At 72.3% G+C, this 22,285-nt stretch carries 17 protein-coding genes; 11 read left to right on the plus strand and 6 right to left on the minus strand.

From position 1 onward, the window contains the following. The first annotated feature begins 4 nt into the window (after positions 1-4). From DDJ31_RS11835 to DDJ31_RS11870, 8 genes are all read left to right on the plus strand, one after another. Complete coding sequence (locus DDJ31_RS11835; protein ID WP_127180308.1) at positions 5-1,162, plus strand: mandelate racemase/muconate lactonizing enzyme family protein; 1,158 nt, start codon at positions 5-7, stop codon at positions 1,160-1,162. Further along, positions 1,159-2,172, plus strand: coding sequence for a zinc-dependent alcohol dehydrogenase (locus tag DDJ31_RS11840; RefSeq protein WP_127180307.1), 1,014 nt, complete (start codon positions 1,159-1,161; stop codon positions 2,170-2,172). Before DDJ31_RS11835 ends, DDJ31_RS11840 begins: the two co-directional genes overlap by 4 nt. A gap of 110 nt (positions 2,173-2,282) precedes the next feature. Further along, positions 2,283-3,251, plus strand: coding sequence for a hypothetical protein (locus DDJ31_RS11845; protein ID WP_127180306.1), 969 nt, complete (start codon positions 2,283-2,285; stop codon positions 3,249-3,251). A gap of 48 nt (positions 3,252-3,299) precedes the next feature. Beyond that, a complete protein-coding gene (gene chvE / locus DDJ31_RS11850; RefSeq protein ID WP_127180305.1) occupies positions 3,300-4,406 on the plus strand; it encodes a multiple monosaccharide ABC transporter substrate-binding protein in 1,107 nt (368 codons plus the stop codon). Positions 4,407-4,456: 50 nt separating this feature from the next. Further along, positions 4,457-6,007: a multiple monosaccharide ABC transporter ATP-binding protein gene (mmsA, locus tag DDJ31_RS11855; protein ID WP_127180304.1), complete on the plus strand. Its 1,551-nt coding sequence runs from the start codon at positions 4,457-4,459 to the stop codon at positions 6,005-6,007. Beyond that, positions 6,004-7,251, plus strand: a complete 1,248-nt coding sequence (gene mmsB / locus DDJ31_RS11860; protein WP_127180303.1) for a multiple monosaccharide ABC transporter permease — start codon at positions 6,004-6,006, stop codon at positions 7,249-7,251. The genes mmsA and mmsB overlap by 4 nt, the downstream gene beginning before the upstream one ends. Positions 7,252-7,304: 53 nt before the next feature. Further along, a complete protein-coding gene (locus DDJ31_RS11865; protein ID WP_127180302.1) occupies positions 7,305-8,456 on the plus strand; it encodes an aldose epimerase family protein in 1,152 nt (383 codons plus the stop codon). 131 nt (positions 8,457-8,587) lie between these two features. After that, on the plus strand, positions 8,588-10,420 hold the full coding sequence (locus tag DDJ31_RS11870) for an aminotransferase class I/II-fold pyridoxal phosphate-dependent enzyme (RefSeq protein WP_127180301.1): 1,833 nt from the start codon (positions 8,588-8,590) through the stop codon (positions 10,418-10,420). A 3-nt stretch (positions 10,421-10,423) separates the two neighbouring features. On the opposite strand, the gene DDJ31_RS39645 is transcribed toward DDJ31_RS11870, so the two are convergent. Both DDJ31_RS39645 and DDJ31_RS11880 read right to left on the minus strand, forming a co-directional pair. Further along, entirely contained in the window at positions 10,424-12,058 is a 1,635-nt protein-coding gene (locus DDJ31_RS39645; protein ID WP_127180300.1) for a methyltransferase, read from the minus strand. Between the two features lie 92 nt (positions 12,059-12,150). Continuing rightward, positions 12,151-13,329, minus strand: coding sequence for a 4-hydroxybenzoate 3-monooxygenase (locus tag DDJ31_RS11880; RefSeq protein WP_127180299.1), 1,179 nt, complete (start codon positions 13,327-13,329; stop codon positions 12,151-12,153). Between the two features lie 180 nt (positions 13,330-13,509). Here DDJ31_RS11880 and DDJ31_RS11885 point away from each other — a divergent pair, with 180 nt between their 5' ends. Next, positions 13,510-14,280, plus strand: a complete 771-nt coding sequence (locus tag DDJ31_RS11885) for an intradiol ring-cleavage dioxygenase (protein WP_127180298.1) — start codon at positions 13,510-13,512, stop codon at positions 14,278-14,280. A gap of 65 nt (positions 14,281-14,345) precedes the next feature. Here the strand turns inward: DDJ31_RS11885 and DDJ31_RS11890 are convergent, their stop codons facing one another. Then, positions 14,346-15,257, minus strand: coding sequence for a sulfite exporter TauE/SafE family protein (locus DDJ31_RS11890; RefSeq protein ID WP_127180297.1), 912 nt, complete (start codon positions 15,255-15,257; stop codon positions 14,346-14,348). Between the two features lie 153 nt (positions 15,258-15,410). Next, positions 15,411-16,334, minus strand: coding sequence for an NmrA/HSCARG family protein (locus DDJ31_RS11895; RefSeq protein ID WP_127180296.1), 924 nt, complete (start codon positions 16,332-16,334; stop codon positions 15,411-15,413). Between the two features lie 93 nt (positions 16,335-16,427). Here DDJ31_RS11895 and DDJ31_RS11900 point away from each other — a divergent pair, with 93 nt between their 5' ends. Further along, on the plus strand, positions 16,428-16,991 hold the full coding sequence (locus DDJ31_RS11900) for a TetR/AcrR family transcriptional regulator (protein WP_127180295.1): 564 nt from the start codon (positions 16,428-16,430) through the stop codon (positions 16,989-16,991). A gap of 73 nt (positions 16,992-17,064) precedes the next feature. Here the strand turns inward: DDJ31_RS11900 and DDJ31_RS11905 are convergent, their stop codons facing one another. After that, the gene (locus DDJ31_RS11905) at positions 17,065-17,523 is read right to left on the minus strand and encodes an RrF2 family transcriptional regulator (RefSeq protein WP_127180294.1); all 459 of its coding nucleotides are present in this window, start codon (positions 17,521-17,523) and stop codon (positions 17,065-17,067) included. A 78-nt stretch (positions 17,524-17,601) separates the two neighbouring features. Here DDJ31_RS11905 and DDJ31_RS11910 point away from each other — a divergent pair, with 78 nt between their 5' ends. Beyond that, positions 17,602-20,547 carry a glycoside hydrolase family 35 protein gene (locus DDJ31_RS11910; protein ID WP_127180293.1) on the plus strand — a complete coding sequence of 982 codons (2,946 nt, stop codon included), beginning with the start codon at positions 17,602-17,604 and terminating at the stop codon, positions 20,545-20,547. Here the strand turns inward: DDJ31_RS11910 and DDJ31_RS11915 are convergent. Continuing rightward, positions 20,544-22,064: an arabinosylfuranosidase ArfA gene (locus tag DDJ31_RS11915; RefSeq protein ID WP_127180292.1), complete on the minus strand. Its 1,521-nt coding sequence runs from the start codon at positions 22,062-22,064 to the stop codon at positions 20,544-20,546. The genes DDJ31_RS11910 and DDJ31_RS11915 overlap by 4 nt on opposite strands. Positions 22,065-22,285 lie beyond the last annotated feature (221 nt).

Raw genomic sequence — 22,285 nt, forward strand, 5'->3', positions numbered from 1 at the left:
TGCCGTGCGCATCACCGGAATCAGCACACACGTGGTCGGGACGCCGTGGCGCAACCTGACCTACGTCCAGGTGCACACCGACGAGGGGATCACGGGAGTCGGCGAGACCCGGATGCTGGGCCACACCGACGCGCTGATCGGCTATCTGCGGGAGGCGGAGGCCAACCACATTCTGGGCTCCGACCCGTTCGCGGTGGAAGACCTCGTGCGCCGGATGAAGTACGGCGACTACGGCCGGGCCGGTGAGATCGTGATGTCGGGCATCGCCGTCGTCGAGATGGCCTGCTGGGACATCAAGGGCAAGGCGCTCGGCGTGCCCGTCTGGCAGCTGCTCGGCGGCAAGGTGACGGACAAGGTCAAGGCGTACGCCAACGGCTGGTACACCACGGAACGCACCCCGGAGGCGTACCACAAGGCCGCCCAGGGCGTGATCGCGCGCGGGTACAAGGCGCTGAAGATCGACCCGTTCGGCACCGGGCACTTCGAGCTGGACCACGAACAGAGCCTGTACGCCGTCTCGTTGATCGAGGCCGTGCGCGACGCGATCGGCCCCGACGCCGAGTTGATGCTGGAGATGCACGGCCGGTTCTCGCCCGCCACCGCCGTCCGGCTGGCGCGCGACCTGGCGCCGTTCAAGCCGGCCTGGCTGGAGGAGCCGTGCCCGCCGGAGAACCTGAAGGCGCTGGAGAAGGTCGCCGCGAAGGTCGACATCCCGGTCGCCACCGGTGAACGCGTCCACGACCGGATCGAGTTCCGGGAGCTGTTCGAGAGCCAGGCCGTCGACATCATCCAGCCGGACGTCGGCCACATCGGCGGCATCTGGGAGACCCGCAAGCTGGCCGCGACCGCCGAGGCCCACTACGTGCTGGTCGCCCCGCACAACGTCGGCGGCCCGGTGCTGACCGCCGCCTCCCTCCAAGTCGGCTTCAGTACACCGAACTTCAAGATCCTGGAGCACTTCAACGACTTCGCCGACGCGGAGATCAAGAAGGTCGTCAAGGGGGCGCCCGAGGTCGTCGACGGCTACTTCCAGCTCTCCGACGCGCCGGGACTCGGCGTCGAGCTGGACACCGACGCCGCCGCCGAGTTCCCCCAGCAGCAGGCCAGGTTCGACCTGTGGGCCGAGGGCTGGGAGCAGCGCAGGCCCAAGGACACCAAGTGACCGCCGGCGCCGTCGCCGTCGTCGTCGAGGCGCCCGGGGCGCACCGGCTGACCGGGCACGAGCCGCGGCAGCCGGCCGCGGGCGAGGCGCTGGTGCGGGTGCACGCGGTCGGCATCTGCGGCAGCGACCGCGAGGTCTACCAGGGCAACAGGCCCGAGGGGTACGTGCGTTACCCGCTCACGCCCGGCCACGAGTGGTCGGGGACGGTGGCCGCGGTCGGCGCCGGGGTGCCGGCGGCGCTGGTCGGCCGGAAGGTGGTCGGCGAGGGGTTCCGCAACTGCCAGGTGTGCGACCGCTGCCACGCGGGCGAGACGACCCTGTGCACCGCCGGGTACGAGGAGACCGGGTTCACCCAGCCGGGCGCGATGGCCACCACCCTCACGCTGCCCGCCCGGCTGCTGCACACCCTGCCCGACGACGCCGACCTGACGGCGGCGGCGCTGCTCGAACCGGCCGCGTGCGTCGCGGCGGCCGCGCTCAAGGCGAACGCCCGGCCGGGTGAGCGGGTCGCGGTGGTCGGCACCGGGACGCTCGGCATGTTCGCGGTGCAGTTCCTGAGTGCCGGGTCCCCCGCGGAGCTGCTCGTGGTGGGCACCAGGCCGGACCGGGCGGAGCTTTCGCGGACCTTCGGCGCCGACGACTTCCGCACCAGGGACCAGGAGCTGCCCGCCGACTTCGACGTCGTCATCGAGACCGCCGGGTCCGCGTCCGCGGCCAGGACCGCCGCCGCGCTGCTGCGGCGCGGCGGACGGCTCGTGCTGACCGGTATCCCGGCGCCCGGCGCCGACGGGCTCGACCCGACGGACCTGGTGGTGCGGCAGCTGGAGGTGCACACCGTCTTCGGGGCCGCCCCGGACGCCTGGGCGCACACGGTCCGGGTGTTCGCGGCCGGTCTGCTCGACCCGCTGCCGCTGGTCAGCCACGAACTGCCGCTCGACGAGTTCCCGCGCGCCATCGAGCTGGTCGGGTCGGGAGACCCGAAGGTCGGCAAGGTGCTGCTGCGCCCCTGAGCGCGCGCCGGCCCGGGGGTGACCTGACGGCCCCCGTACCGGCGTACCGCCCGCCCGCCACGCCCCGAGCCGCGCACTTCGTCCGACATACCGAACACAAAGGACAGCTTGTGACCGACGCTTTCGCCACTGCGGCCCGCAGGCCAGGTGAGCAGGCGCTCACCGCTCTCGGCCTGGGCGCGCCCGCCCTCGACCCCGCTGACGCCTCCCCGCACACCTTCCCCGGCGGCGGGCGCTGGCGCACCGAGATCCCGTCCTGCGAGGGGCCCGAGGCGCTGGCCGTCGTCCTCAAGGAGTCCTCCCGCCTGGACGTGCCGATCCACCGGATCAGCCAGGGCAGCGGCGTCTGGATGCTCACCGACGCCGAGATCACCGAGATGGTCGAGGCCACCGCCGCACGCGACATCGAGCTGTGCCTGTTCACAGGGCCGCGCGGCACCTGGGACATCGGCGGCTCGACCCGCACCGACTCGCGCGGCGGCGGGCTGCGCGCCCGGGGCCACGACGCGGTCGCCGGGTGTGTCGAAGACGCCGTGCGGGCAACGGAGTTGGGCGTCAGGTGTCTGCTGGTCGCCGACGAGGGCGTGCTGTGGACGCTGCACCGGGCGCGCACCGCGGGGATCATCCCGGCCGACACCACGCTGAAGGTGTCGGCGCTCATCGGTCCCGTCAACCCGGCCGCGTACGCGGTCTACGAGCGGCTCGGCGCCGACTCGCTCAACGTGCCGAGCGATCTGACGCTCGATCACCTCACCGAGATCCGGCGGGTGTCGGCCGCCCCCATGGACATGTACATCGAGGCCCCCGACGATCTCGGCGGGTACGTGCGGATGTACGAGGTCGCCGAGCTGATCAGGCGCGGCGCACCGCTCTATCTGAAGTTCGGCCTGTCCAGGGCTCCCGGCATCTACCCGTGGGGCACCCACCTGCGGGACGTGACCCTGGACACCGCACGGGAGCGGGTGCGGCGCGGCCGGCTCGCTCTCGACCTGCTCGCCCGGCACGGCGCGGACGGCGACATGGCGCCGCTCGGCTCCCGGCTGCCCGGCACGCTCCAGCGCTTCCCCACCGAAGCCTGACGAGCACCGCTTCTCTCTCAACGACGAGACACCCAAGGACGGATCAGCATGCGTACTCGCAGGGCCGCACTCACCGCGATAGCCGGAGCAGCCTCCCTCGCCCTCACCCTGACCGCGTGCGGCCAGAGCGGCGAGGGCGGCAGCAAGGAGAGCTCGGACGGCGCCAAGGGCGGCACGATCGGCATCGCGATGCCGACCAAGTCGTCCGAGCGCTGGATCGGCGACGGGAACAACGTTGTCAGGGACCTCAAGGCCCTCGGCTACAAGACCAAGCTGGTCTACGGCGAGGACGACCCCGACCAGCAGGTCTCGCAGATCGAGAACCTGATCACGCAGGGCGTCAAGGGCCTGATCATCGCGGCCATCGACAACAAGTCCCTCAACAACGTGCTCCAGCAGGCCGCGGACGCGAAGATCCCGGTGATCTCCTACGACCGGCTGATCCTCGGCTCGAAGAACGTCGACTACTACGCGTCCTTCGACAACACCAAGGTCGGCGAGTTGCAGGGCAACTTCATCGTCGACAAGCTCGGACTCAAGGACGGCAAGGGGCCGTTCAACATCGAGCTGTTCGCGGGCTCCAACGACGACAACAACACCCGGTACTTCTTCGGCGGCGCGATGAGCGTGCTCCAGCCGTACATCGACAGCAAGAAGCTCGTCGTCAAGTCCGGCCAGACCAAGCTCACCCAGGTGACCACGTTGCGCTGGGACGGCACCACCGCGCAGAAGCGCATGGAGGACCTCCTCACGTCGTCGTACAAGAGCGGCCGGGTCGACGCCGTCCTGTCGCCCTACGACGGCATCTCCATCGGCATCATCTCCGCGCTGAAGTCCGACGGTTACGGCTCCAAGGCCAAGCCGCTGCCGGTCATCACCGGGCAGGACGCCGAGCTGGCGTCGGTGAAGTCGATCATCTCGGGCCAGCAGACGCAGACCGTCTACAAGGACCTGCGCAAGCTCGCCAAGGTCGCCGCGAGCATGATCGACGACTCCCTCAACGGCAAGAAGCCCGAGGTCAACGACACCAAGACGTACGACAACGGCAGCAAGGTCGTGCCCGCCTACCTGCTCCAGCCGGTGAGCGTCGACAAGTCGAACTACACCAAGGAACTGGTCGACACCGGCTACTACAAGGCGAGCGAGCTCAAGTAGCGCGTCCCGCACACCGGTTCACTCCCCCAACGGATTGGAAGGGCACGACCATGGCGGGACCCGTCCTGGAAATGCGCTCGATCGTCAAGACCTTTCCCGGCGTCAAAGCGCTGTCGGACGTCACCCTGACCGTCCGCCAGGGCGAGGTCCACGCCATCTGCGGTGAGAACGGCGCCGGGAAGTCCACCTTGATGAAGGTGCTCTCCGGCGTCCATCCGCACGGCACGTACGAGGGCGAGATCCTCTTCGAGGGCGACCCGTGCGCCTTCAAGGACATCAGGGCAAGCGAGCAGCACGGCATCGTGATCATCCATCAGGAGCTGGCGCTCGTGCCGTTCCTGTCGCTCGCCGAGAACATCTTCCTCGGCAACGAGCACGCCTCGCGCGGCTTCATCAACTGGAACGACACCCTGCGGCACGCGAGCGAGCTGCTGCGCCGGGTGGGTCTGACCGACCACCCCGAGACCCGGATCTCCGACATCGGGGTGGGCAAGCAGCAGCTCGTGGAGATCGCCAAGGCGCTCTCCAAGAAGGTGAAGCTGCTCATCCTGGACGAGCCGACGGCGGCCCTGAACGACGAGGACAGCGCCAAACTCCTCGATCTCATACTGGAGTTGAAGAAGCAGGGCATCACCTCGATCATCATCTCCCACAAGCTCAACGAGATCCGGCGGGTCGCCGACTCGGTGACGATCCTGCGCGACGGCCGCTCCATCGAGACCCTCGACGTGGCGGCGCCGGAGACCACCGAGGACCGGATCATCTCCGGGATGGTCGGCCGCGACCTCGACAACCGCTTCCCCGACCGCACCCCCTACGCGGGCGAACCGGACGCGGCGCCGGCCCTGGAGATCCGCAACTGGACCGTCCACCACCCGATCGACCAGCAGCGCAAGGTCGTCGACAACGTGTCGGTGCAGGTGCGGCGCGGGGAGATCGTCGGCATCGCGGGGCTGATGGGCGCGGGCCGCACCGAGCTGGCGATGAGCGTCTTCGGGCGCACCTACGGCCGGCACGCGGGCGGCACGGTCCTCAAGGACGGCACGGAGATCCGCACCAGGACGGTCCCCGAGGCGGTGCGGCACGGCATCGCGTACGTCACCGAGGACCGCAAGCACTACGGCCTCAACCTCATCGACACCATCAACCGGAACATCTCGCTGACCGCGCTGAGCAAGGTCGCCAAGCGGGGCGTGGTGGACGAGCACGAGGAACGGCAGGTCGCCGAGCGGTTCCGGAAGTCCATGAACATCAAGGCGCCGACGGTCTTCGAGCCGGTCGGCAAGCTGTCGGGCGGCAACCAGCAGAAGGTCGTCCTCAGCAAGTGGATCTTCGCCGGTCCTGACGTGCTGATCCTCGACGAACCGACCCGCGGCATCGACGTGGGCGCCAAGTACGAGATCTACACGGTCATCGACCAGCTGGCGGCCGAGGGCAAGGCGGTCGTCTTCATCTCCTCCGAGCTGCCCGAGCTGCTCGGCATGTGCGATCGCATCTACACCATGGCCGCCGGGCGGCTCACCGGTGAGGTCCCGCGGGCCGAGGCCACGCAGGAAGTGCTGATGCGTCAGATGACGAAGGACAAAGAGGTAACCCGATGAGCACCGACGTGACCGACAAGCCCCCGGCCTCGGCGCCGCCCGGCAGGAGCGGCGGCTCAGGCTCAGGCGGTGGCCTGCTCCAGCTGATGCTGAACGGCCTGCGCCGCAACATGCGCCAGTACGGCATGCTGATCGCGCTCGGCCTGATCGTGGTGCTGTTCCAGGTGTGGACGGGCGGCGACCTGCTGCTGCCGCGCAACGTCTCCAACCTGGTGCTCCAGAACAGCTACATCCTGATCCTCGCGATCGGCATGATGCTGGTGATCATCGCCGGGCACATCGATCTGTCGGTCGGCTCGCTGACCGCGTTCGTGGGCGCGTTCGCGGCGGTGCTGACCGTGCAGCACAGCGTGGCCTGGCCGGTCGCGGTGGTGCTGTGCCTGCTGGTGGGCGCGCTGGCCGGGTCGGTCCAGGGCTTCCTGATCGCGTATCTCGGCATACCGTCGTTCATCGTGACGCTCGCGGGGATGCTGCTGTTCCGCGGCCTGACCGAGATCTTCCTCCAGGGGCAGACCCTCGGCCCGTTCCCCGACGGCCTCCAGAAGCTCGGCAACGGCTTCCTGCCCGAGGTCGGCCCGAACACCAACTACCACAACCTCACCCTGCTGCTCGGTCTGCTGCTGCTGGCGTTCGTGGTCTCCCAGGAGGTCCGCGACCGCAGGCGCCAGCAGGAGTTCTCCCTCGACGTGCTGCCGCGCAACGCGTTCCTGCTGAAGCTGGTCGCGATCGCCGCGGCGATCCTCGCGGTCACCATGCTGCTGGCCAGCTACCAGGGGGCGCCGATCATCCTGATCGTCCTCGGGGTGCTGGTGGTCGGCTACGGCTATGTGATGCGCAACGCCGTCTTCGGCCGGCACATCTACGCGATCGGCGGCAACCTGCCGGCCGCGAAGCTGTCGGGCGTCAAGGACAAGAAGGTCACCTTCCTGGTCTTCCTGAACATGGGCGTGCTCGCGGCCCTGGCGGGCATGGTCGTCGCCGCCCGGCTGAACGCGGCGTCCCCGAAGGCCGGTCTGAACTTCGAACTCGAGGCCATCGCCTCGTCGTTCATCGGTGGCGCGTCCATGAGCGGCGGTGTCGGCACCGTCCTCGGCGCGATCATCGGCGGTCTGGTCCTCGGGGTGCTTAACAACGGCATGAACCTGCTGAGCGTCGGCACCGACTGGCAACAGGTCATCAAGGGCCTCGCCCTGCTCGCGGCGGTCGGCTTCGACGTGTGGAACAAGCGCAAGTCCGGTTCGTAAGTCAGCTCGGGCCCCGCCACCGCGGCGGGGCCCCACCTTTACGGGAGCCGCACATGGAACTGAACAGACGCACCGTCATCGCCACAGCCGCCGCCGCTGGGGTGGCCGCGACCTCGCTCGGCGGCACCGCGCACGCCGCCCGGGGCGGCGGCCTGCCGGTCAGGTCCCTCTTCGGCAGGCTCGCCGACGGCACGAAGGTCCACCTCTGGTCGCTGGAGAACGGCGGCACCCGGCTGAAGGTCCTCTCCTACGGCGGCGCCGTCCACGCGCTGGAGATCCCCGACCGGCGCGGCCGGTACGGCAACGTCGTCCTCGGCCTCGGCAGCCTCGACGAGTACGTCGCGAGCAGCCCGTTCTTCGGCGCCCTGATCGGCCGCTACGGCAACCGCATCGGCAAGGGCCGCTTCACCCTCGACGGGACGGCACACCAGCTGTCCGTCAACGACGGCGTCAACACCCTGCACGGCGGCGCCCAGGGCTTCGACAAGCGAGTCTGGGACGTCGAGCCGTTCGCCGAGGGCTCCGACGTCGGCCTGCGCCTCCACTACGTCAGCGGCGACGGCGAGATGGGCTTCCCCGGCACGCTGCGCACGACGGTGACGTACACCCTCACCCGGCGCGGCGCCTGGCGCGTCGACTACCGGGCGACCACCGACAAGGCCACCGTCGTCAACCTGACCAGCCACGTCTACTGGAACCTGGCGGGCGAGGGCAGCGGCTCCGTCGAGGACCACGAGCTGACGATCGCCGCCTCCCGCTACACCCCCACCGACCCCGGGCTCATCCCCACCGGCGAGCTGGCGAAGGTGGCGGGCACCCCCTTCGACTTCCGGTCGGGGAAGACGATCGGACGTGACCTGCGGGCCGGGCACACGCAGCAGGTGCGGGCGAAGGGGTTCGACCACAACTGGGTGCTCGACAAGGGCGTCACGGCCCGCCCCGAACCGGTGGCGACCCTGCGCGACCCGCGCTCGGGCCGCACCCTCACCCTCGCCACCGACCAGCCGGGGCTGCAATTTTACTCGGGCAACTTCCTCGACGGCACCCTCACCGGGACCGGCGGCCGCACCTACCGGCAGGGCGACGCGCTCTGCCTGGAGACGCAGCACTTCCCGGACTCCCCGAACCAGCCGTCGTTCCCGTCCACCGTGCTCAGGCCGGGCCGCACCTACCGCACGACCACGGTGCACACCTTCGGTGTCTGAGCGGTTGCCCGCCGCGTTGAACAACGCGGCCTGAGACCCCGTATCCAAGGGTGGCCCGTGCTCCCCCGCGCGGGCCACCTGACACGACGGGCCCGGCCGTCCCCACCGGACCCGCCCCCTACGGAGGTTTCATGGCCGACAACGTCACCTCGCTGTTCCGCGGTACCGCGGCCCACAGCCCGTCGATGGCGGCGTTGGCACGAGAAGGCGGCGACGGCTCGGGACCGGTCGACTTCTGCATCCCCTGCAATCCGTACTTCCCCACCCCGGCGATGTTCGAGGACATGGCGGCCCGGCTGCGCGACATCATCACGTACTACCCGAGCAGCGCCGACACGATCACCGCCGAGCTGTGCAACCTCCTCCAACTCCCGCCGCAGGCCGTCGCGATGGGCAACGGTTCGACCGAACTCATCACCTGGATCGACCACTTGCTGGTCCGTGAGTCCCTCGCCGTCCCCGTCCCCACCTTCGGCCGCTGGACCGACCAGCCCATGGAGACCGGCAAGCGGGTCGACATGTTCCCGCTCCAGGAGTCCGGCGGCTTCGCCCTCGACCTCGCCCAGTACGCCGAGTTCATCAGGGCCCGCGGCACCCGGGTCGCCGTCATCTGCAACCCGAACAACCCCGACGGCGGCTTCCTGCCCAAGCACTCCCTCGTCCAGTTCATGGACGCCATGGCCGACCTGGACCTGATCGTCATCGACGAGTCGTTCCTGGAGTTCGCGGACGCGGAGGCCGAACCGTCCGTCGTGCAGGAGGCGATGCTCCGCCCGAACGTCGTCGTGCTGCGCAGCCTCGGCAAGAACTTCGGCCTGCACGGCATCCGGTTCGGCTACCTCGTCGCCAACCCCTCGCTGGCCGGGCGGGTCCGCTCGATGCTGCCCAAGTGGAACCTCAACTCCTTCGCCGAGCACGTGGTGTTCATGCTGAAGGAGCACGGCGCCGAGTACGCGCAGAGCCTGCACCAGGTGCGCCGCGACCGCCTCGACATGGCGAGCCAGCTCTCCTCGCTGCCCGGCCTCACCGTCTACCCCTCGCAGGGCAACTTCCTCTTCGTGCGGCTGCCGGTGGGCGCCGAGGGCACGGTGGTGCGGGACCGGATGCTCACCGAGCACCGGATCCTGGTCCGCGAGTGCGGCAACAAGATCGGATCGTCCAGCCGCTTCCTGCGGCTGGTGGTACGCCCGCAGGTCGACGTGCGCCGCCTGATGTCCGGCCTCGAACAGGTGCTCTACGGGACCAGGAGGGGTGCCGCCGTGCCCGAGCAGGCCACCGGGACCGGCTACAGCTCGGGCACGGCGGCCGTCGACCGACTGGTCAGCGCCACGAACGGCGCCGGAATACCGGGCCTCGCCGCTCAGGCCCTCGACGCCGGTGCCCCGGGGCTCCCCCTCGCCCCGGGCACCGGTACACCCCTGCCCGCCGCTGCCGCCCTGACCGGCGGCGGGGGCCTCCCGATGCCCGCACCGGCGACGCAGCCACCCCCGCAGCCGGCCATGGCGCCCCAGCCCGCGGGACTGCCGCAGCCGGCCGCGACGCCCTTGCGGCTCGGCGCACCGCAGCCGGCCGGGCTGCCGCAGCCCGGCCCGCAGTCGTACGGGAACCAGCAGTCCTTCGGGGGCCGGCAGCCGATCGGGAACCAGCAGCCGATCGGGGCCCCGCCGTCGTTCGGGGGCCAGCAACCGATGGGCGCCCCGCAGTCGTTCGGGGGCCCGCAGCAACTCCCGACGGCACCCGCGGCTCAGGCGCCGATGCCGACGCAGCCGCCCCCGCTCCCCGCCACCGCCCCCGCCGCGATGACGGGACCGACCCCGCCGGGCGTCCCGGCCCGCGGCGGCCTCACCGCGGCCCAGGTCAGAGGCGCCACCGCGCCGGGCCAGGAACTGGCCCCGGCCCCGGCGACCGGCTGGCCCAACGCCCAGAGCTGGCCGAACGCGGCAGGGATGGGGCAGACGGGGTGACGCTCACCCCTCCGCCCGCACCGCCTCGATCAAGAACCCCGACAGCGGCAGCGCCCGGCAGGCGCCCGGGGTGAAGCCCGCCCGGGTGAGCAGGGCCCGGTAGTGGGACTCGTGGCGTTCCCTGCCGCCGACGTTGCACAGCATGTGGACGTCCCACGCCACCGCCGGTGACGGGGTGCCCTCGGGGAGCGGCAGCAGGCGTTCCACGACGAGCAGCCGGGCACCGGGGCGCATCGCCGCCGCGCAGGTGGCGAGGATGGTCAGGCAGCGGTCGTCGTCCCAGTCGTGCAGGATGCGGGAGAGCAGGTAGACGTCGCCGCCCTCGGGCACCGCGGCGGTGAAGTCCCCTGCGACGAAGGAGCAGCGCGCGCCGACGCCCGCCGCGGCGAGTTCGGCGCGGGCCGCCTCCAGGGCCGTCGGGCGTTCCAGCAGGACGCCCTCCAGATGGGGGTGGGCACTCAGCAGCCGTCCGAGGAGCGCGCCCTTGCCGCCGCCCACGTCGACCACCCGGCGTGCGGTGGAGAAGTCCACCAGGTGCGGTACCGGTGTGATCATCTCGGCGCTCGCGGCCATCGCCCGGTGGAAGAGCGCGTCGAGGGCGGGCCGGTCGGCGAAGTGGTCGAAGTGGTGCTGCCCGTACCGGAGGGTGAAGGTGTCCTGCCCGGTGCGGACGGCGTGGGTGAGGCCGGCGAAGGAGTCGTAGAAGGGGCCGCCGTACAGCAGGGCCAGCGGGTGCAGGGAGAACTCGGTTGCGGTGCGCAGCCGTTCGCCCACCGCGGTGACGTGGTAGGTGCCGTCGGCGCAGCTCAGCAGCCCCAGCACGGTCAGGTAGCGGAGCAGGCGGCGCAGCGCGTCGGGGTCGGTGCCGGTGAGGTCGGCGAGGGGGTCGGCGCCGAGTCCGGGCTTGGCGGCGAGGTGGTCGGCGAGGCGCAGTTCGGCCATGGTGGCGACGGCCTGGGTGGCCCAGGCGCCGGTCAGGGTGGTCAGCAGGGCGGACGCCGGGTCGGGCAGCGGGTCCTGGCGTCCCGGCAGGCGCAGTTCGAAGCGGCGGTGGGCGCGGGTGCGGTAGTACAGGACGGTGACGTTCTCGTGGCCGTTGTAGCCGCCGCCGTCGGGGACCGCGCCGCCGCGCTCCTGGAGCAGGGCGCGCAGCCCCGCCGGCACGACCTGGCCGGGGGCGGTGGTCGCGAAGGCGTGGTGCGCCTCGTGCTCGGCGGCCCGTTCGTCGGCGGCGACGGCCTGGAGCGGGGAGTCGGGCGGCACCGGCAGCGCGAACACCTCCACGCTCCGCTCGCCCGCCGTGACGTGGGTGATGGCGACCGGGACGTCGTGGACGACGGCGCCGTAGCGGCGTTCGAGGCGTTCGCGGACGATCACGCTCGGGGTGACGGGGCCCGGCCGCAGCCCGCAGCGGCGCAGTTCCTCGCACAGGCCGTCGAGGGAGTCGGGGAAGACGAGGACGGCGGTGTGGTCGAAGACCACATGGCGGGCGAGGTCGGCGCGTTCGGCGTCCGTGAGGTCGGGCAGCAGGTCGGCGAGGGCGGCGTCGGTGTCCTGGGCGGCGGCGCGGGCGGCGGCGCGCCGGACGCGGTCCAGGTCGGCGGCCGGCAGCCGGGCCGGTGCGACGGGGAGGTTCATGGGGTTCCCGGTGTCGGTGGGGAGGATGAGCGGAGGGCACGCGGCGTGCGGGGCGGCGTGGGCGGGCGGGGGCGGGGCTGGCCCGTCGCGGGTCAGACGCCGGTGTAGTTCTCGGCGAAGTGGTCCTGGTGGGCGCGGGAGGTGCGCAGGCTCTCCAGGCGCGCGTACTGGAGCGCGCGCCCGTAGCGGGCCTCGGGGCCGTGGCCCGCCGGGCCGTGCAGCAGGCCGCTCATCCAGTGCGAGAACTCGTGGGCCCGCCACACCCGGGGCAGGCAGTCCTCGGCGTACCGGTCGAGGCCCTTGGAGTCGCCGTGGGCGAGGGCCGCCGCGAGGGCGGGGGCGAGGGTTGCGGCCTGGACGACGGCGAGGTTGGCGCCCTTGGCCGCGGAGGGACTGATGAGTCCCGCGGCGTCGCCCGCGAGCCAGAGCCGGCCGGCTCCCGGGCGCTCCAGGACGTCGCAGCGCAGATCGACGACGGTGCGCTCCAGGACGGCGCCCGGCCGCAGCGGGCCGTGCTCGGCGGTCCGCATCCGGAGGGATAGTTCGGTCCAGATCCGGTCGTCGCTCCAGTCGGCGGGGTCGGTGCCGCGCGGGACCTGGAGGTAGTAGCGGGTGACGGTGTCGGTGCGCGCCATGTGGCCGGCGAATCCCCTCTCGTGCAGGGCGTATCCGACGGCGGCCATGCTGGGGCCGGCCGCGGCGAGCACCGCGAGCCAGGTCACGCCGTGGTCCCAGCGGGCGGTGCGGGTGCCGCGGGCCGTGAGGGCGGCGCGGGTGGCGCCCCGGTGCCCGTCGCAGCCGGCGACGTAGCGGGCGCGCACCTCGTCGCCGTCGTGGAGGCGGACCAGGCCGGGGGTCACCCGCGTGACCCGGGCGCCGAAGCGGAGGTCGCCGCCGCGGCGCAGGTACGCGGTCAGCAGGTCGCGCACCAGTTCCTGCTGCGGGTAGACGGTGTGCGGCTCGCGCCGGCCGGCCCGGGAGTAGTCGAGCGTGAACTCGCCGCGCTCGCCGCGGAACAGGCAGGTGCGGTGGGTTCGGCCGCGGGCCAGCAGGCCGTCGCCGAGGCCGTTGCGGGTGAGCGTCTCGACGGCGGTCGCGGCCAGGAATCCGGCGCGGGCGCGGCTCTCCACCGCCGCGCGTTCCCGCCGTTCCAGGACGACGCAGTCGATGCCCTGGTCGAGCAGCAGGTTGGCCAGCACGAGGCCGGCCGGTCCCGCCCCGACGATCGCCACCCCGACCTGCGCCGTGGCGTCGTCGAATCGTTTCCCCATGCCCGCCCCCGATGTAGCGATTTCAGCCAAGTGGTTTCATATCAGCCTGATCGGGAGGGAACTTCACCAGAGCGCCACGATTAACCCCTAAGGGCGACTGTCCTGCAAGCAACTTGACGGCTCGTCACTTTGCCCAACTGACAGCCCGCCGACAGCATCCCTTCCTACGGTGCCGTGTTCATGACAGACACGTCGGAAGCAACCCCCACCCCGATCGGGCGCCGCACCGTGCTGATCGCGACCGGCGCCACGGCAGCCGCTCTCGCCGTGACCGCCGCCGCGCCCGAGGCCCCCACGGCGGACGCCGCCCACGCCACCCCGGTGGCCGCGGCAGCCGTCTGCACCCTCACGAAGGAGATGACCGAAGGCCCCTACTACCTGGACGGACAGTACGTCCGCAGCGACGTCACCGAGGGCAAGGCGGGCGTCCCGCTGAAGCTGAGCCTCACCGTCGTCGACGACGACACCTGTGTGCCGCTCTCCGGCGCCCTGGTGGAGATCTGGCACTGCGACGCGCTCGGCGAGTACTCCGGGTTCGTCGGCAACAACGGCCACAGCGAACCGGACGACGGCACCTTCCTGCGCGGCGGGGTGCTGACCACCGCCTCCGGTGTCGCGAACCTCACCTCGGTCTACCCCGGCTGGTACCGGGGCCGCTGTGTGCACATCCACGTCAAGGTGCACACCGGCGTCACGCTCACCTCTGACGGCTCGTTCACCGGCGGCCGTGAACTCCACACCGGGCAGCTGTTCTTCGACGAGGCGATCACCACGAAGGTCGCGGCCGTCTCGCCGTACCCGACCAACACCGTCCCGCGCACCACCCTCGCCCGGGACTCCATCTACGACGGCGGGGGCACCGCCTCCGGTCTGCTCACCCTGACCGCGCTGGGGAGTTCGGCCTCGGCCGGCTACACCGGCACCCTCACCCTCGGCGTCGAGCAGGGCTGACCGGGTCCCACGACCGCCGCCCGGCCGGAGGAGGACGGCCGGGCGGCGCACCCCGGCGGGGCCGCTCAGACGGCGACCGGCTCCCGCTCCCCGGCCCGCCCGGCGCGCGCGGCCCGCTCCTTGCGGTGGGCGCGGACCGCGTACCCGAGGGCGGCGGCCCACACCACCGACAGCAGCGCGTACACCGGCACGGCGAGCGCCCCCGGAGCGCCCAGCAGGTCGCTGGAGAGCAGCGTGCGGACGTTGGTGACGACGATGATCCCGCCGACCGCCGAGCCCAGCACCCGCGGCGGCACCAGCCGGACCAGCCAGGCGGCGACCGGCGCGGCGATCAGACCGCCGGCCAGGAAGGCCAGCACCCAGGACCGGTTCAGGCCCTGCGAGCCGAGCGAGAAGAGGAAGCCGAGGCTCGCGGCGACCGCCACCAGGAACTCACTGGTGTCGACGGACCCGATCACCTTGCGGGGTTCGAGCCGCCCGCCGGCCAGCAGCGCGGGCGTGCCGACCGGCCCCCAGCCGCCCCCGCCGGTCGCGTCGAGGAACCCGGCGACCAGCCCCAGCGGGGTCAGGAACCGTCTGCGGAGCGGCTTCCCGAGCCGGCCCTCGGGCAGCCCCTTGAAGGTGAACCGGGACATCACGTACACGCCGAGGCCCAGCAGGATCAGGGACATCACCGGCGCCGCCGCCTCGGTCGAGAGCCGGGAGAGCACCGTCGCGCCGAGGAAGGAGCCGACCGCGCCGGGCACCCCGATCCGGACGACGACCTTCCAGTCGACGTTCCCGAACCTCCAGTGGGAGGCGCCCGACATCAGGGTGGTGCCGATCTCGGCGAGGTGGACGGTGGCCGAGGCCGCCGCCGGGTTGGTGCCGAGGGCGAGCAGCAGGGTCGTGGAGGTCACGCCGTAGGCCATGCCGAGGCTGCCGTCGACCAGTTGGGCTCCGAGGCCCGCGAGGGCGAGCAGGATCAGCGTGCGCATGGGAGGGGACGGTAGGCCGGAAGTCTGAGGGCAGCCTGAGACGACGCTGAGGATCACGCACAGGCGGCCGGCTCACGGCGTCAGCAACGGCCCGAAGACCACCGCGAGCCGCACCTCGGTGACCTGTCCCGTCCGGGTCCCGTCCCCCGCCCGTCAGGTGCCGGGGCTCAGGACTTCCCGGGTCCACTGTTCGAAGCTGGTCGGCTCGATGCCGAGGGCGCGGGCGAACTCCGGTCTGGCCGGCTGGCCGACCTCGTCCAGGAACCTGTGGCTCGCGCCCATGGCGGGCATGCCCGCGGCGCGGGCCTGGTCCTCGGTCATGTCGGGCGCCGACACCCGGACGCCGAGGGCGCGGGAGAGGGTGTCCGCGATCTGCGTCATGGTCAGGCGGTCGCCGGCGAGTTCCAGTTCCACGCGGTGGTACTCCTCGGGCGCGCAGAGGGCGGCCGCCGCGGCCCGGCCCACGTCCCGGGCCGCGACGAGCGCCAGCCGGGTGTCCGGTTTGACGACGGTGACCAGGCCGCCCTCGACGCCGCGCGGGAAGTAGAACCGCATGGACGGCGCCAGGTTCTCCATGAAGAACGCCGGCTTGATCAGCGTCCAGCGGGGGAAGTCCATCGCGCGCAGGCGGTCCTGGATGGCCGCCTTGGTGCCCAGGGGTGCCTCCATCATCGCCCAGCGGCCCTCCGCCCACCCCGGAGCCCGGGTGTGCTCGCCCACCCCGCTGGTCGAGGACTGCACGAACTGCTCCACCCCGGCGCTCTTGGCGGCGTCCATGAGGTGGTACGCCTGCCTGACCTCGCCGTCGAAGTCGACGCCCTGCTCGGTGAAGGCGGGCATCTGGACGGAGAAGACGGCCCGCACGCCGTCCACGGCCGCCCCCAGCGTCGACGGGTCGGTCAGATCGCCCACCACCAGGCGGGCGCCTCGCTCCTCGATGGCGCGGGCCCGCTCGGACCGCGGGTCGCGGACCAGGGCGCGGACCGGCGTGCCCCGGTCGAGCAGGGCGCGGGCCGTGGCGCCCCCTTGGCGGCCGGTGGCCCCGGTGACGAGGACCGGTTGCGGGGCATGGGTCATGGGAACATCTCCTCGGACCAGAAACGGCGGGGCCCGCCGTTTAGCGTTCGGTACGATACGGCGGGGCCCACCACTTAGCAATACGGGGAGACGATGACCGGCCAGCGTTCAGATGCCCGCCGCAACCACGCCCGGGTGCTCGCCGTGGCCGAGACCGAGGTGGCCGCCCACGGAGCCCAGGCGTCACTGGAACGGATCGCCCGCGAGGCGGGCATCGGATCCGCCACGGTGAGGCGCCACTTCCCCACCCGCAGGGCGCTGCTGAACGCCGTGTTCGCCCAGCGCGTGCGCGCCCTGGGCGACCTCGCGCACACGCTCGACGGCGCGGACGACACCCGCGCCGCGCTCCTGACCTGGCTGCGCGAACTGCTCGCCTACGCGGTGGCCGCGCGCGGCCTGGCCGACGCGCTCTCCTACGAACCCCTCGGCGACGACACGGCCGGCGACTCCTGCGGCGCGGTCATCGAGACGGCCTGCTCCCCCCTGCTGCGCCGAGCCGTCGCGGACGGGTCGGTACGGGGGGACATCACCACCCACGACCTGCTCACGCTGGTCGTCGGGATCGCCCTGGCCACCGAGCACCGCTCCGACCCGGCCCGCGAGGCGGAGCGCGCCTTCCGGCTCGCCGTCGAGGGCCTCGACCCCACCACCGCCTGACCGGGCGGGGCGAGGGAGCGCCGCCCTTCGGCCGGGGGCGCGCCCCCGGTGCCCGCAGGCCGAACGGCACTCGCTACGGGTTCTCCCAGGCCGCGGGCTCCGCCGCCAGCGCGCGGACCGGCGCGGGCAGGGCGTCCGCCGCGATGTCGGCGACCGTCACCCCCTCCAGGACGCGGCGCACATTGGCGCGCAGCGCGATCCACAGCGGCAGCAGCGGCTGGGCCGAGCCGGTGTACGCGAGGCCGGTGGGGCGTTCGCCGCGGACCGAGACGATCGGGCCGTCGACGGCCCGGATCACGTCGGCGACGGTGATCCGCGCCGCGTCCCGCGCCAGCCGGTAGCCGCCGCCCCCGCCGCGCCTGCTGTCGACGACCCCGGCCCGCCGCAGGTCGCCGAGGATGCCCTCGAGGAACTTGTGCGGGATGCCCTGCTCGGCGGCGATGGCCTCCGCCTTCACAGGGCCGCCGTCCTGCCGTACGGCAAGCTCCAGAACCGCCCGTACCGCGTAATCCGCCCGTGCCGAGATCCTCATACGCTCATTGTGCGTCGTCGTCCTGTACAGAATGACCCCGCACGCGCCCGCCGAAGGACCGCACGACGGGAGGCCCCCGTGGGGCTCAGCAGACGTAACTTCAGCGCACTCGCCGGAACCGCGGTGCTCGGGCTCGCCCTGGGCGGCAGCGCCGACGGCTCCTGCGCCTACGCGGCCCCCGCACCGCCCGCCGGGTCGCCGCGCCCCGACCGGCAGCGGCACACGGTCGGCTTCGACCGGCACTCCCTCGTCGTCGACGGCCGGCGGCTGGTGCTCTGGTCGGGCGAGCTGCACCCGTTCCGGCTGCCGAGCCCGTCGCTGTGGCGGGACGTCCTGGAGAAGATGCGCGCCCACGGCTACAACGCCGTCAGCATCTACGTCTCGTGGAACTACCACTCCCCCGCGCCGGGCCACTACGACTTCACCGGCATCCGCGACCTGGACCTGTTCCTGCGCATGGCGGCCGAGACCGGCCTGTACGTCGTGCTGCGCCCCGGCCCCTACATCAACGCGGAGATCGACGCGGGCGGCTTCCCCGGCTGGCTGACCGTCACGAAGGGCACCGCCCGCACCGCCGACCCCACCTATCTCGCGCACGTCGACGAGTGGCTGACCCGGGTCGACGCGATCGTGGCCGGGCACCAGTACACCCGGGGCACCGGGACGGTGCTGCTCTACCAGATCGAGAACGAGTACGACGCGTTCGTCACCCAGCCGACCGGCCCCGCCTACATGTCCCACCTGTACAAGAAGGTGCGCGCCGACGGCATCGACGTTCCGCTGTTCCACAACGACAAGAGCAGGAACGGCTACTGGCTGCCGGGCTCCTTCGACACCGGTGGCGAGCAGGGGCGTTGGCTGTACGGCTTCGACGGCTATCCGACGCCGTCCCAGAACCCGCCCGACTGGGGCACGTTCGGCACCGGCGGCATCACCGGGGGCGCCACCGCCAGCCCCGAGACCCCGGGCTTCGTACCGGAGTTCGGGGGCGGCTGGTTCGACCCGTGGGGCGGGGTGTGGTTCAAGCAGAAGGGGTACGCGGAGTCCCGGCGCACCCGTGACGCGGCCTACGAGCGCCGCTTCTACCTCACCAACCTCGCCAACGGCATCACCCTGCACAACGTCTACATGACCTACGGCGGCACCTCGTGGGGCTGGCTGCCCGCGCCGGTCGTCTACACCTCGTACGACTACGGGGCGGCCTTCGACGAGGGCCGCAACGCCACCGACAAGCTCGTCCCGATGCACCAGCTCGGCCATCTCCTGCAACGCGTACCGGACTTCGCGGCCCTGGAGCGGGCCGCGGACGTCAAGGCGGCCGGTCTGAAGGTGTACCACCTCACCAACCCGGACACCGGCGCCCATGTCTACGTGCTGCGCAACGACACGGCCGCGACGGTCACCTCGACGCTCCCGGTGGACGGCGCCGACCTGCCGGTCACCGTCCCGGCGCGGGACGCCCGGCTGCTCGCGGCCGGCCTCGGGCTCGGACGGCGACGGCTGCGGTACTCCACCGCGCAGCCCATGCTGGCCCTGACGGCGGGCCGCCGGGAGATCGCCGTGCTGACCGGGCGGCGCGGCGAGCCGACGGTGACGGCGCTGGAGTGCGCGGAGCGGCCGACCGTCACCGTGCACGCCGGGACCGCCCGGCACACCTGGGCCGACGGCGTGCTGCGGATCGAGGCCGAACTGGACGGCCTGACCCGGGTGGCGGTGAGCGGCGACGGCGTGAGCACCCCGCTGCTCCTGCTGCTCGCCGACGACGAAACGTCACTGCGCCTCTGGCCGCGCGACACCCCCTCCGGCTCGGTCCTGGCGTACGGACCGCACCTGGTGCGCTCGGTGACCCTCGAAGGGACCACGGCCCGGCTGACCGGGGACACCGTGCGGGCCGCGGACCTTGAGGTGTGGGCGCCGCGCGGGGTCGAGGAACTGGAGTGGAACGGGCAGGAGTTGGACGTGGAGCGCACCGCGTCCGGCAGTCTGCGGGCCGGCCGTGAGCTGCCGGGCGCGGCCGTGCCTGCGCTGCCCGCGCTCGGCGGCTGGCGGCGGCGCGAGGAGAACCCGGAGGCCGACCCCGACCACGACGACACCAACTGGCGCCGCGCCGACCTGACGGTGTCGCACAGCACCACCCCGGTCCCGGCCGGGCAGCCGGTGCTCTTCGCGGACGACTACGGCTTCCACTACGGCGACGTCTGGTACCGGGGCCGGCTCACCGGCGACACGGACGCGCGGTCGGTGTCGCTGTCCTACAGCACCGGGACCCAGGGCCTGCTGATGGCCTGGCTGGACGGGGAGCCGCTGGGCACGCACCGGATGCCGGTGCCCGACAACAGCACGGTCCGGCGCGGGACATGGACGGCGACGGCCGGGTTCGAGCTGCCCGAGGCGGCCGGGGACGGGGCGGACCGGGTGCTGTCGGTGCTGGTCAGACGGATGCAGCACGACCAGGACGGCAACGCGCTCGACACCCACAAGGCGGCCCGCGGTCTGACCGCCGTCACCTTCGAGGGGGCGGGACCCGAGGTGCGGTGGCGGCTCCAGGGGGCGCCGGCCGCCGACCCGGTGCGCGGGCCGCAGAACACCGGCGGGCTGCACGGGGAGCGGGCGGGCTGGCACCTGCCGGGGTTCGCCGACGGCGGCTGGCCGCGCGCCGAACTGCCGCGCGCCGACCGGCGCCAGGGCGTGACCTGGTACCGGACGACGTTCCGGCTGGCGGTCGACCCGGGCACGGACGCGTCGATCGGTCTGGTCCTCGACGACGACCCGGAGCGCGCCTACCGCGTCCAGATCTTCCTGAACGGCTGGAACATGGGTCAGTACATCAACGACGTCGGACCGCAGCACACGTTCGTGCTGCCGAACGGCATCCTGCGCACCCGGGGAAGCAACACGCTGGCCCTGGCGGTGCTCTCCGACGGGACGACGGAGTCGGGCCCGGCACGGGCCGGGCTGACCCTGCTGGGCGCGGCGGCGGGCGGGGTCGAGGTGACCCCGGTGCCCTCCCCCGGCCTCTCCTAGGCCAGCCTGATCACGTTCCAGGACAGCGGTTCGAGGACGGCGCCGAGGACGCCGTCCGTGAGGGTGGTGCCCTCGGCCGGGTGCGGGGCCACCCGTTCCGGGTCGGCGAGGGTGTTGCGGGCGTCGGGGTCGGCGTCGGCGAGGACGCTGTGCTCGACGACCGTCGTCAGGCCGAGGCCGGTGAGGGCGACTTCGAGCGGGAGGGCGTCGGCGCGGTCGCGGTTGACGGCGAAGACGGTGACCGTGCCGTCGTCGGCGCGTACGGCGGTGGCGTGCAGGAGGTCGGTCGGGCCGAACCTGCGGGTGTCGTACGTCGGTGAGTCGACCCGCACGTCGAGGACCTGGCCGCGGCCGTGCCGCGACGCCTGCGCGAACGGGAAGAACGTGGTCTGGCGCCAGGCCGGGCCGCCCGGCTCGGTCATGATCGGCGCGATCACGTTGACGAGCTGGGCGAGGCAGGCGACGGTGACCCGGTCGGCGTGGCGCAGCAGGGCGATCAGCAGCGACCCGAAGACGACGGCGTCCAGGACGCTGTAGTTGTCCTCAAGGAGCCGGGGCGCCTCGGGCCAGTCGGCGGGGTCGTGGGCCTGGGCGTGCGCCTCCCAGCGGGAGGTGTACCAGACGTTCCACTCGTCGAAGGAGAGCTTGATCCTCTTCTTCGACTTCAGCCGGGCGCCGACGTGGTCGCAGGTGGCGACGACGTTGTCGATGAAGGATTCCATGTCGACCGCGGAGGCGAGGAAGGAGTCGAGGTCGCCGTCCTCGGGCTCGTAGTAGGCGTGCAGGGAGATGTAGTCGACCAGGTCGTAGGTCTCCTCCAGGACGGTCGCCTCCCAGCTCGCGAAGGTCGGCATGGCCTGGCTCGATGAGCCGCAGGCGACGAGTTCGACGTCCGGGTCGAGCTGGCGCATGGCGCGGGCCGTCTCGGCGGCGAGCCTGCCGTACTCGGCGGCGGTCTTGTGGCCGGTCTGCCAGGGGCCGTCCATCTCGTTGCCCAGGCACCACAGCCGGATGCCGTACGGGTCCTTGTCGCCGTGGGCGGCGCGCAGGTCGGCGAGTGCGGTGCCGGCCGGGTGGTTGGCGTACTCCTGGAGTTCCAGGGCCTCGGCGACGCCCCGGGTGCCGAGGTTGACGGCCATCATCGGCTCGGCCTGCGGGCCGACCGCGCGCAGGAACGCGATGTACTCGGCGAGGCCGAAGCGGTTGGTCTCGGTGGAGTGCCAGGCCAGGTCGAGGCGGCGCGGGCGGTCCTCGGCGGGGCCGACGGAGTCCTCCCACCGGTAGCCGGAGACGAAGTTGCCGCCCGGGTAGCGCAGGGCGGTGACGCCCAGTTCGCGCACCAGGCCGAGGACGTCGGTGCGCAGCCCCGCCGCGTCGGCGGCCGGGTGTCCGGGCTCGAAGATGCCGGTGTAGACACAGCGTCCGAGGTGTTCGACGAACGACCCGAAGAGCCGTGGGTCGACCTCGCCCACGGTGAAGGCGGGGTCGAGGGTGAAGCGGGCTGTGGAGTTGCTCATGGTCACCTCTCGGGAACGGGCCGCCTGCGACGCCCTGTTCGGAATCTCGTATCACGCTCGTGTGCTCGAACGGGACCGTAGAGAGGAAGCGCTTTCTCGTCAATGGGCCGGGGGACGTCCCCCGGGAGGGGAGCGCGCGGAGGGGCGCGAGGGAGCCGGGTCGCCGGACGGCCGGGACGTCCTGGGCGAACGGCGGGAACCGGGCGGGCGGAGCCCGCGAA

The organism is Streptomyces griseoviridis (genome assembly GCF_005222485.1).
In the GTDB taxonomy this organism is placed as follows: Bacteria; Actinomycetota; Actinomycetes; order Streptomycetales; family Streptomycetaceae; genus Streptomyces; species Streptomyces hintoniae.

What these genes read in the sequence shown, in the direction of transcription:
- DDJ31_RS11895 (WP_127180296.1), bottom strand. Translation starts at nt 16,334, where the DNA reads ATGACCCATGCCCCGCAACCGGTCCTCGTCACCGGGGCCACCGGCCGC.
- chvE (WP_127180305.1), top strand. Translation starts at nt 3,300, where the DNA reads ATGCGTACTCGCAGGGCCGCACTCACCGCGATAGCCGGAGCAGCCTCC.
- DDJ31_RS11900 (WP_127180295.1), top strand. Translation starts at nt 16,428, where the DNA reads ATGACCGGCCAGCGTTCAGATGCCCGCCGCAACCACGCCCGGGTGCTC.
- DDJ31_RS11880 (WP_127180299.1), bottom strand. Translation starts at nt 13,329, where the DNA reads ATGGGGAAACGATTCGACGACGCCACGGCGCAGGTCGGGGTGGCGATC.
- mmsB (WP_127180303.1), top strand. Translation starts at nt 6,004, where the DNA reads ATGAGCACCGACGTGACCGACAAGCCCCCGGCCTCGGCGCCGCCCGGC.
- DDJ31_RS11865 (WP_127180302.1), top strand. Translation starts at nt 7,305, where the DNA reads ATGGAACTGAACAGACGCACCGTCATCGCCACAGCCGCCGCCGCTGGG.
- DDJ31_RS39645 (WP_127180300.1), bottom strand. Translation starts at nt 12,058, where the DNA reads ATGAACCTCCCCGTCGCACCGGCCCGGCTGCCGGCCGCCGACCTGGAC.
- DDJ31_RS11885 (WP_127180298.1), top strand. Translation starts at nt 13,510, where the DNA reads ATGACAGACACGTCGGAAGCAACCCCCACCCCGATCGGGCGCCGCACC.
- DDJ31_RS11915 (WP_127180292.1), bottom strand. Translation starts at nt 22,064, where the DNA reads ATGAGCAACTCCACAGCCCGCTTCACCCTCGACCCCGCCTTCACCGTG.
- DDJ31_RS11870 (WP_127180301.1), top strand. Translation starts at nt 8,588, where the DNA reads ATGGCCGACAACGTCACCTCGCTGTTCCGCGGTACCGCGGCCCACAGC.
- DDJ31_RS11905 (WP_127180294.1), bottom strand. Translation starts at nt 17,523, where the DNA reads ATGAGGATCTCGGCACGGGCGGATTACGCGGTACGGGCGGTTCTGGAG.
- mmsA (WP_127180304.1), top strand. Translation starts at nt 4,457, where the DNA reads ATGGCGGGACCCGTCCTGGAAATGCGCTCGATCGTCAAGACCTTTCCC.
- DDJ31_RS11890 (WP_127180297.1), bottom strand. Translation starts at nt 15,257, where the DNA reads ATGCGCACGCTGATCCTGCTCGCCCTCGCGGGCCTCGGAGCCCAACTG.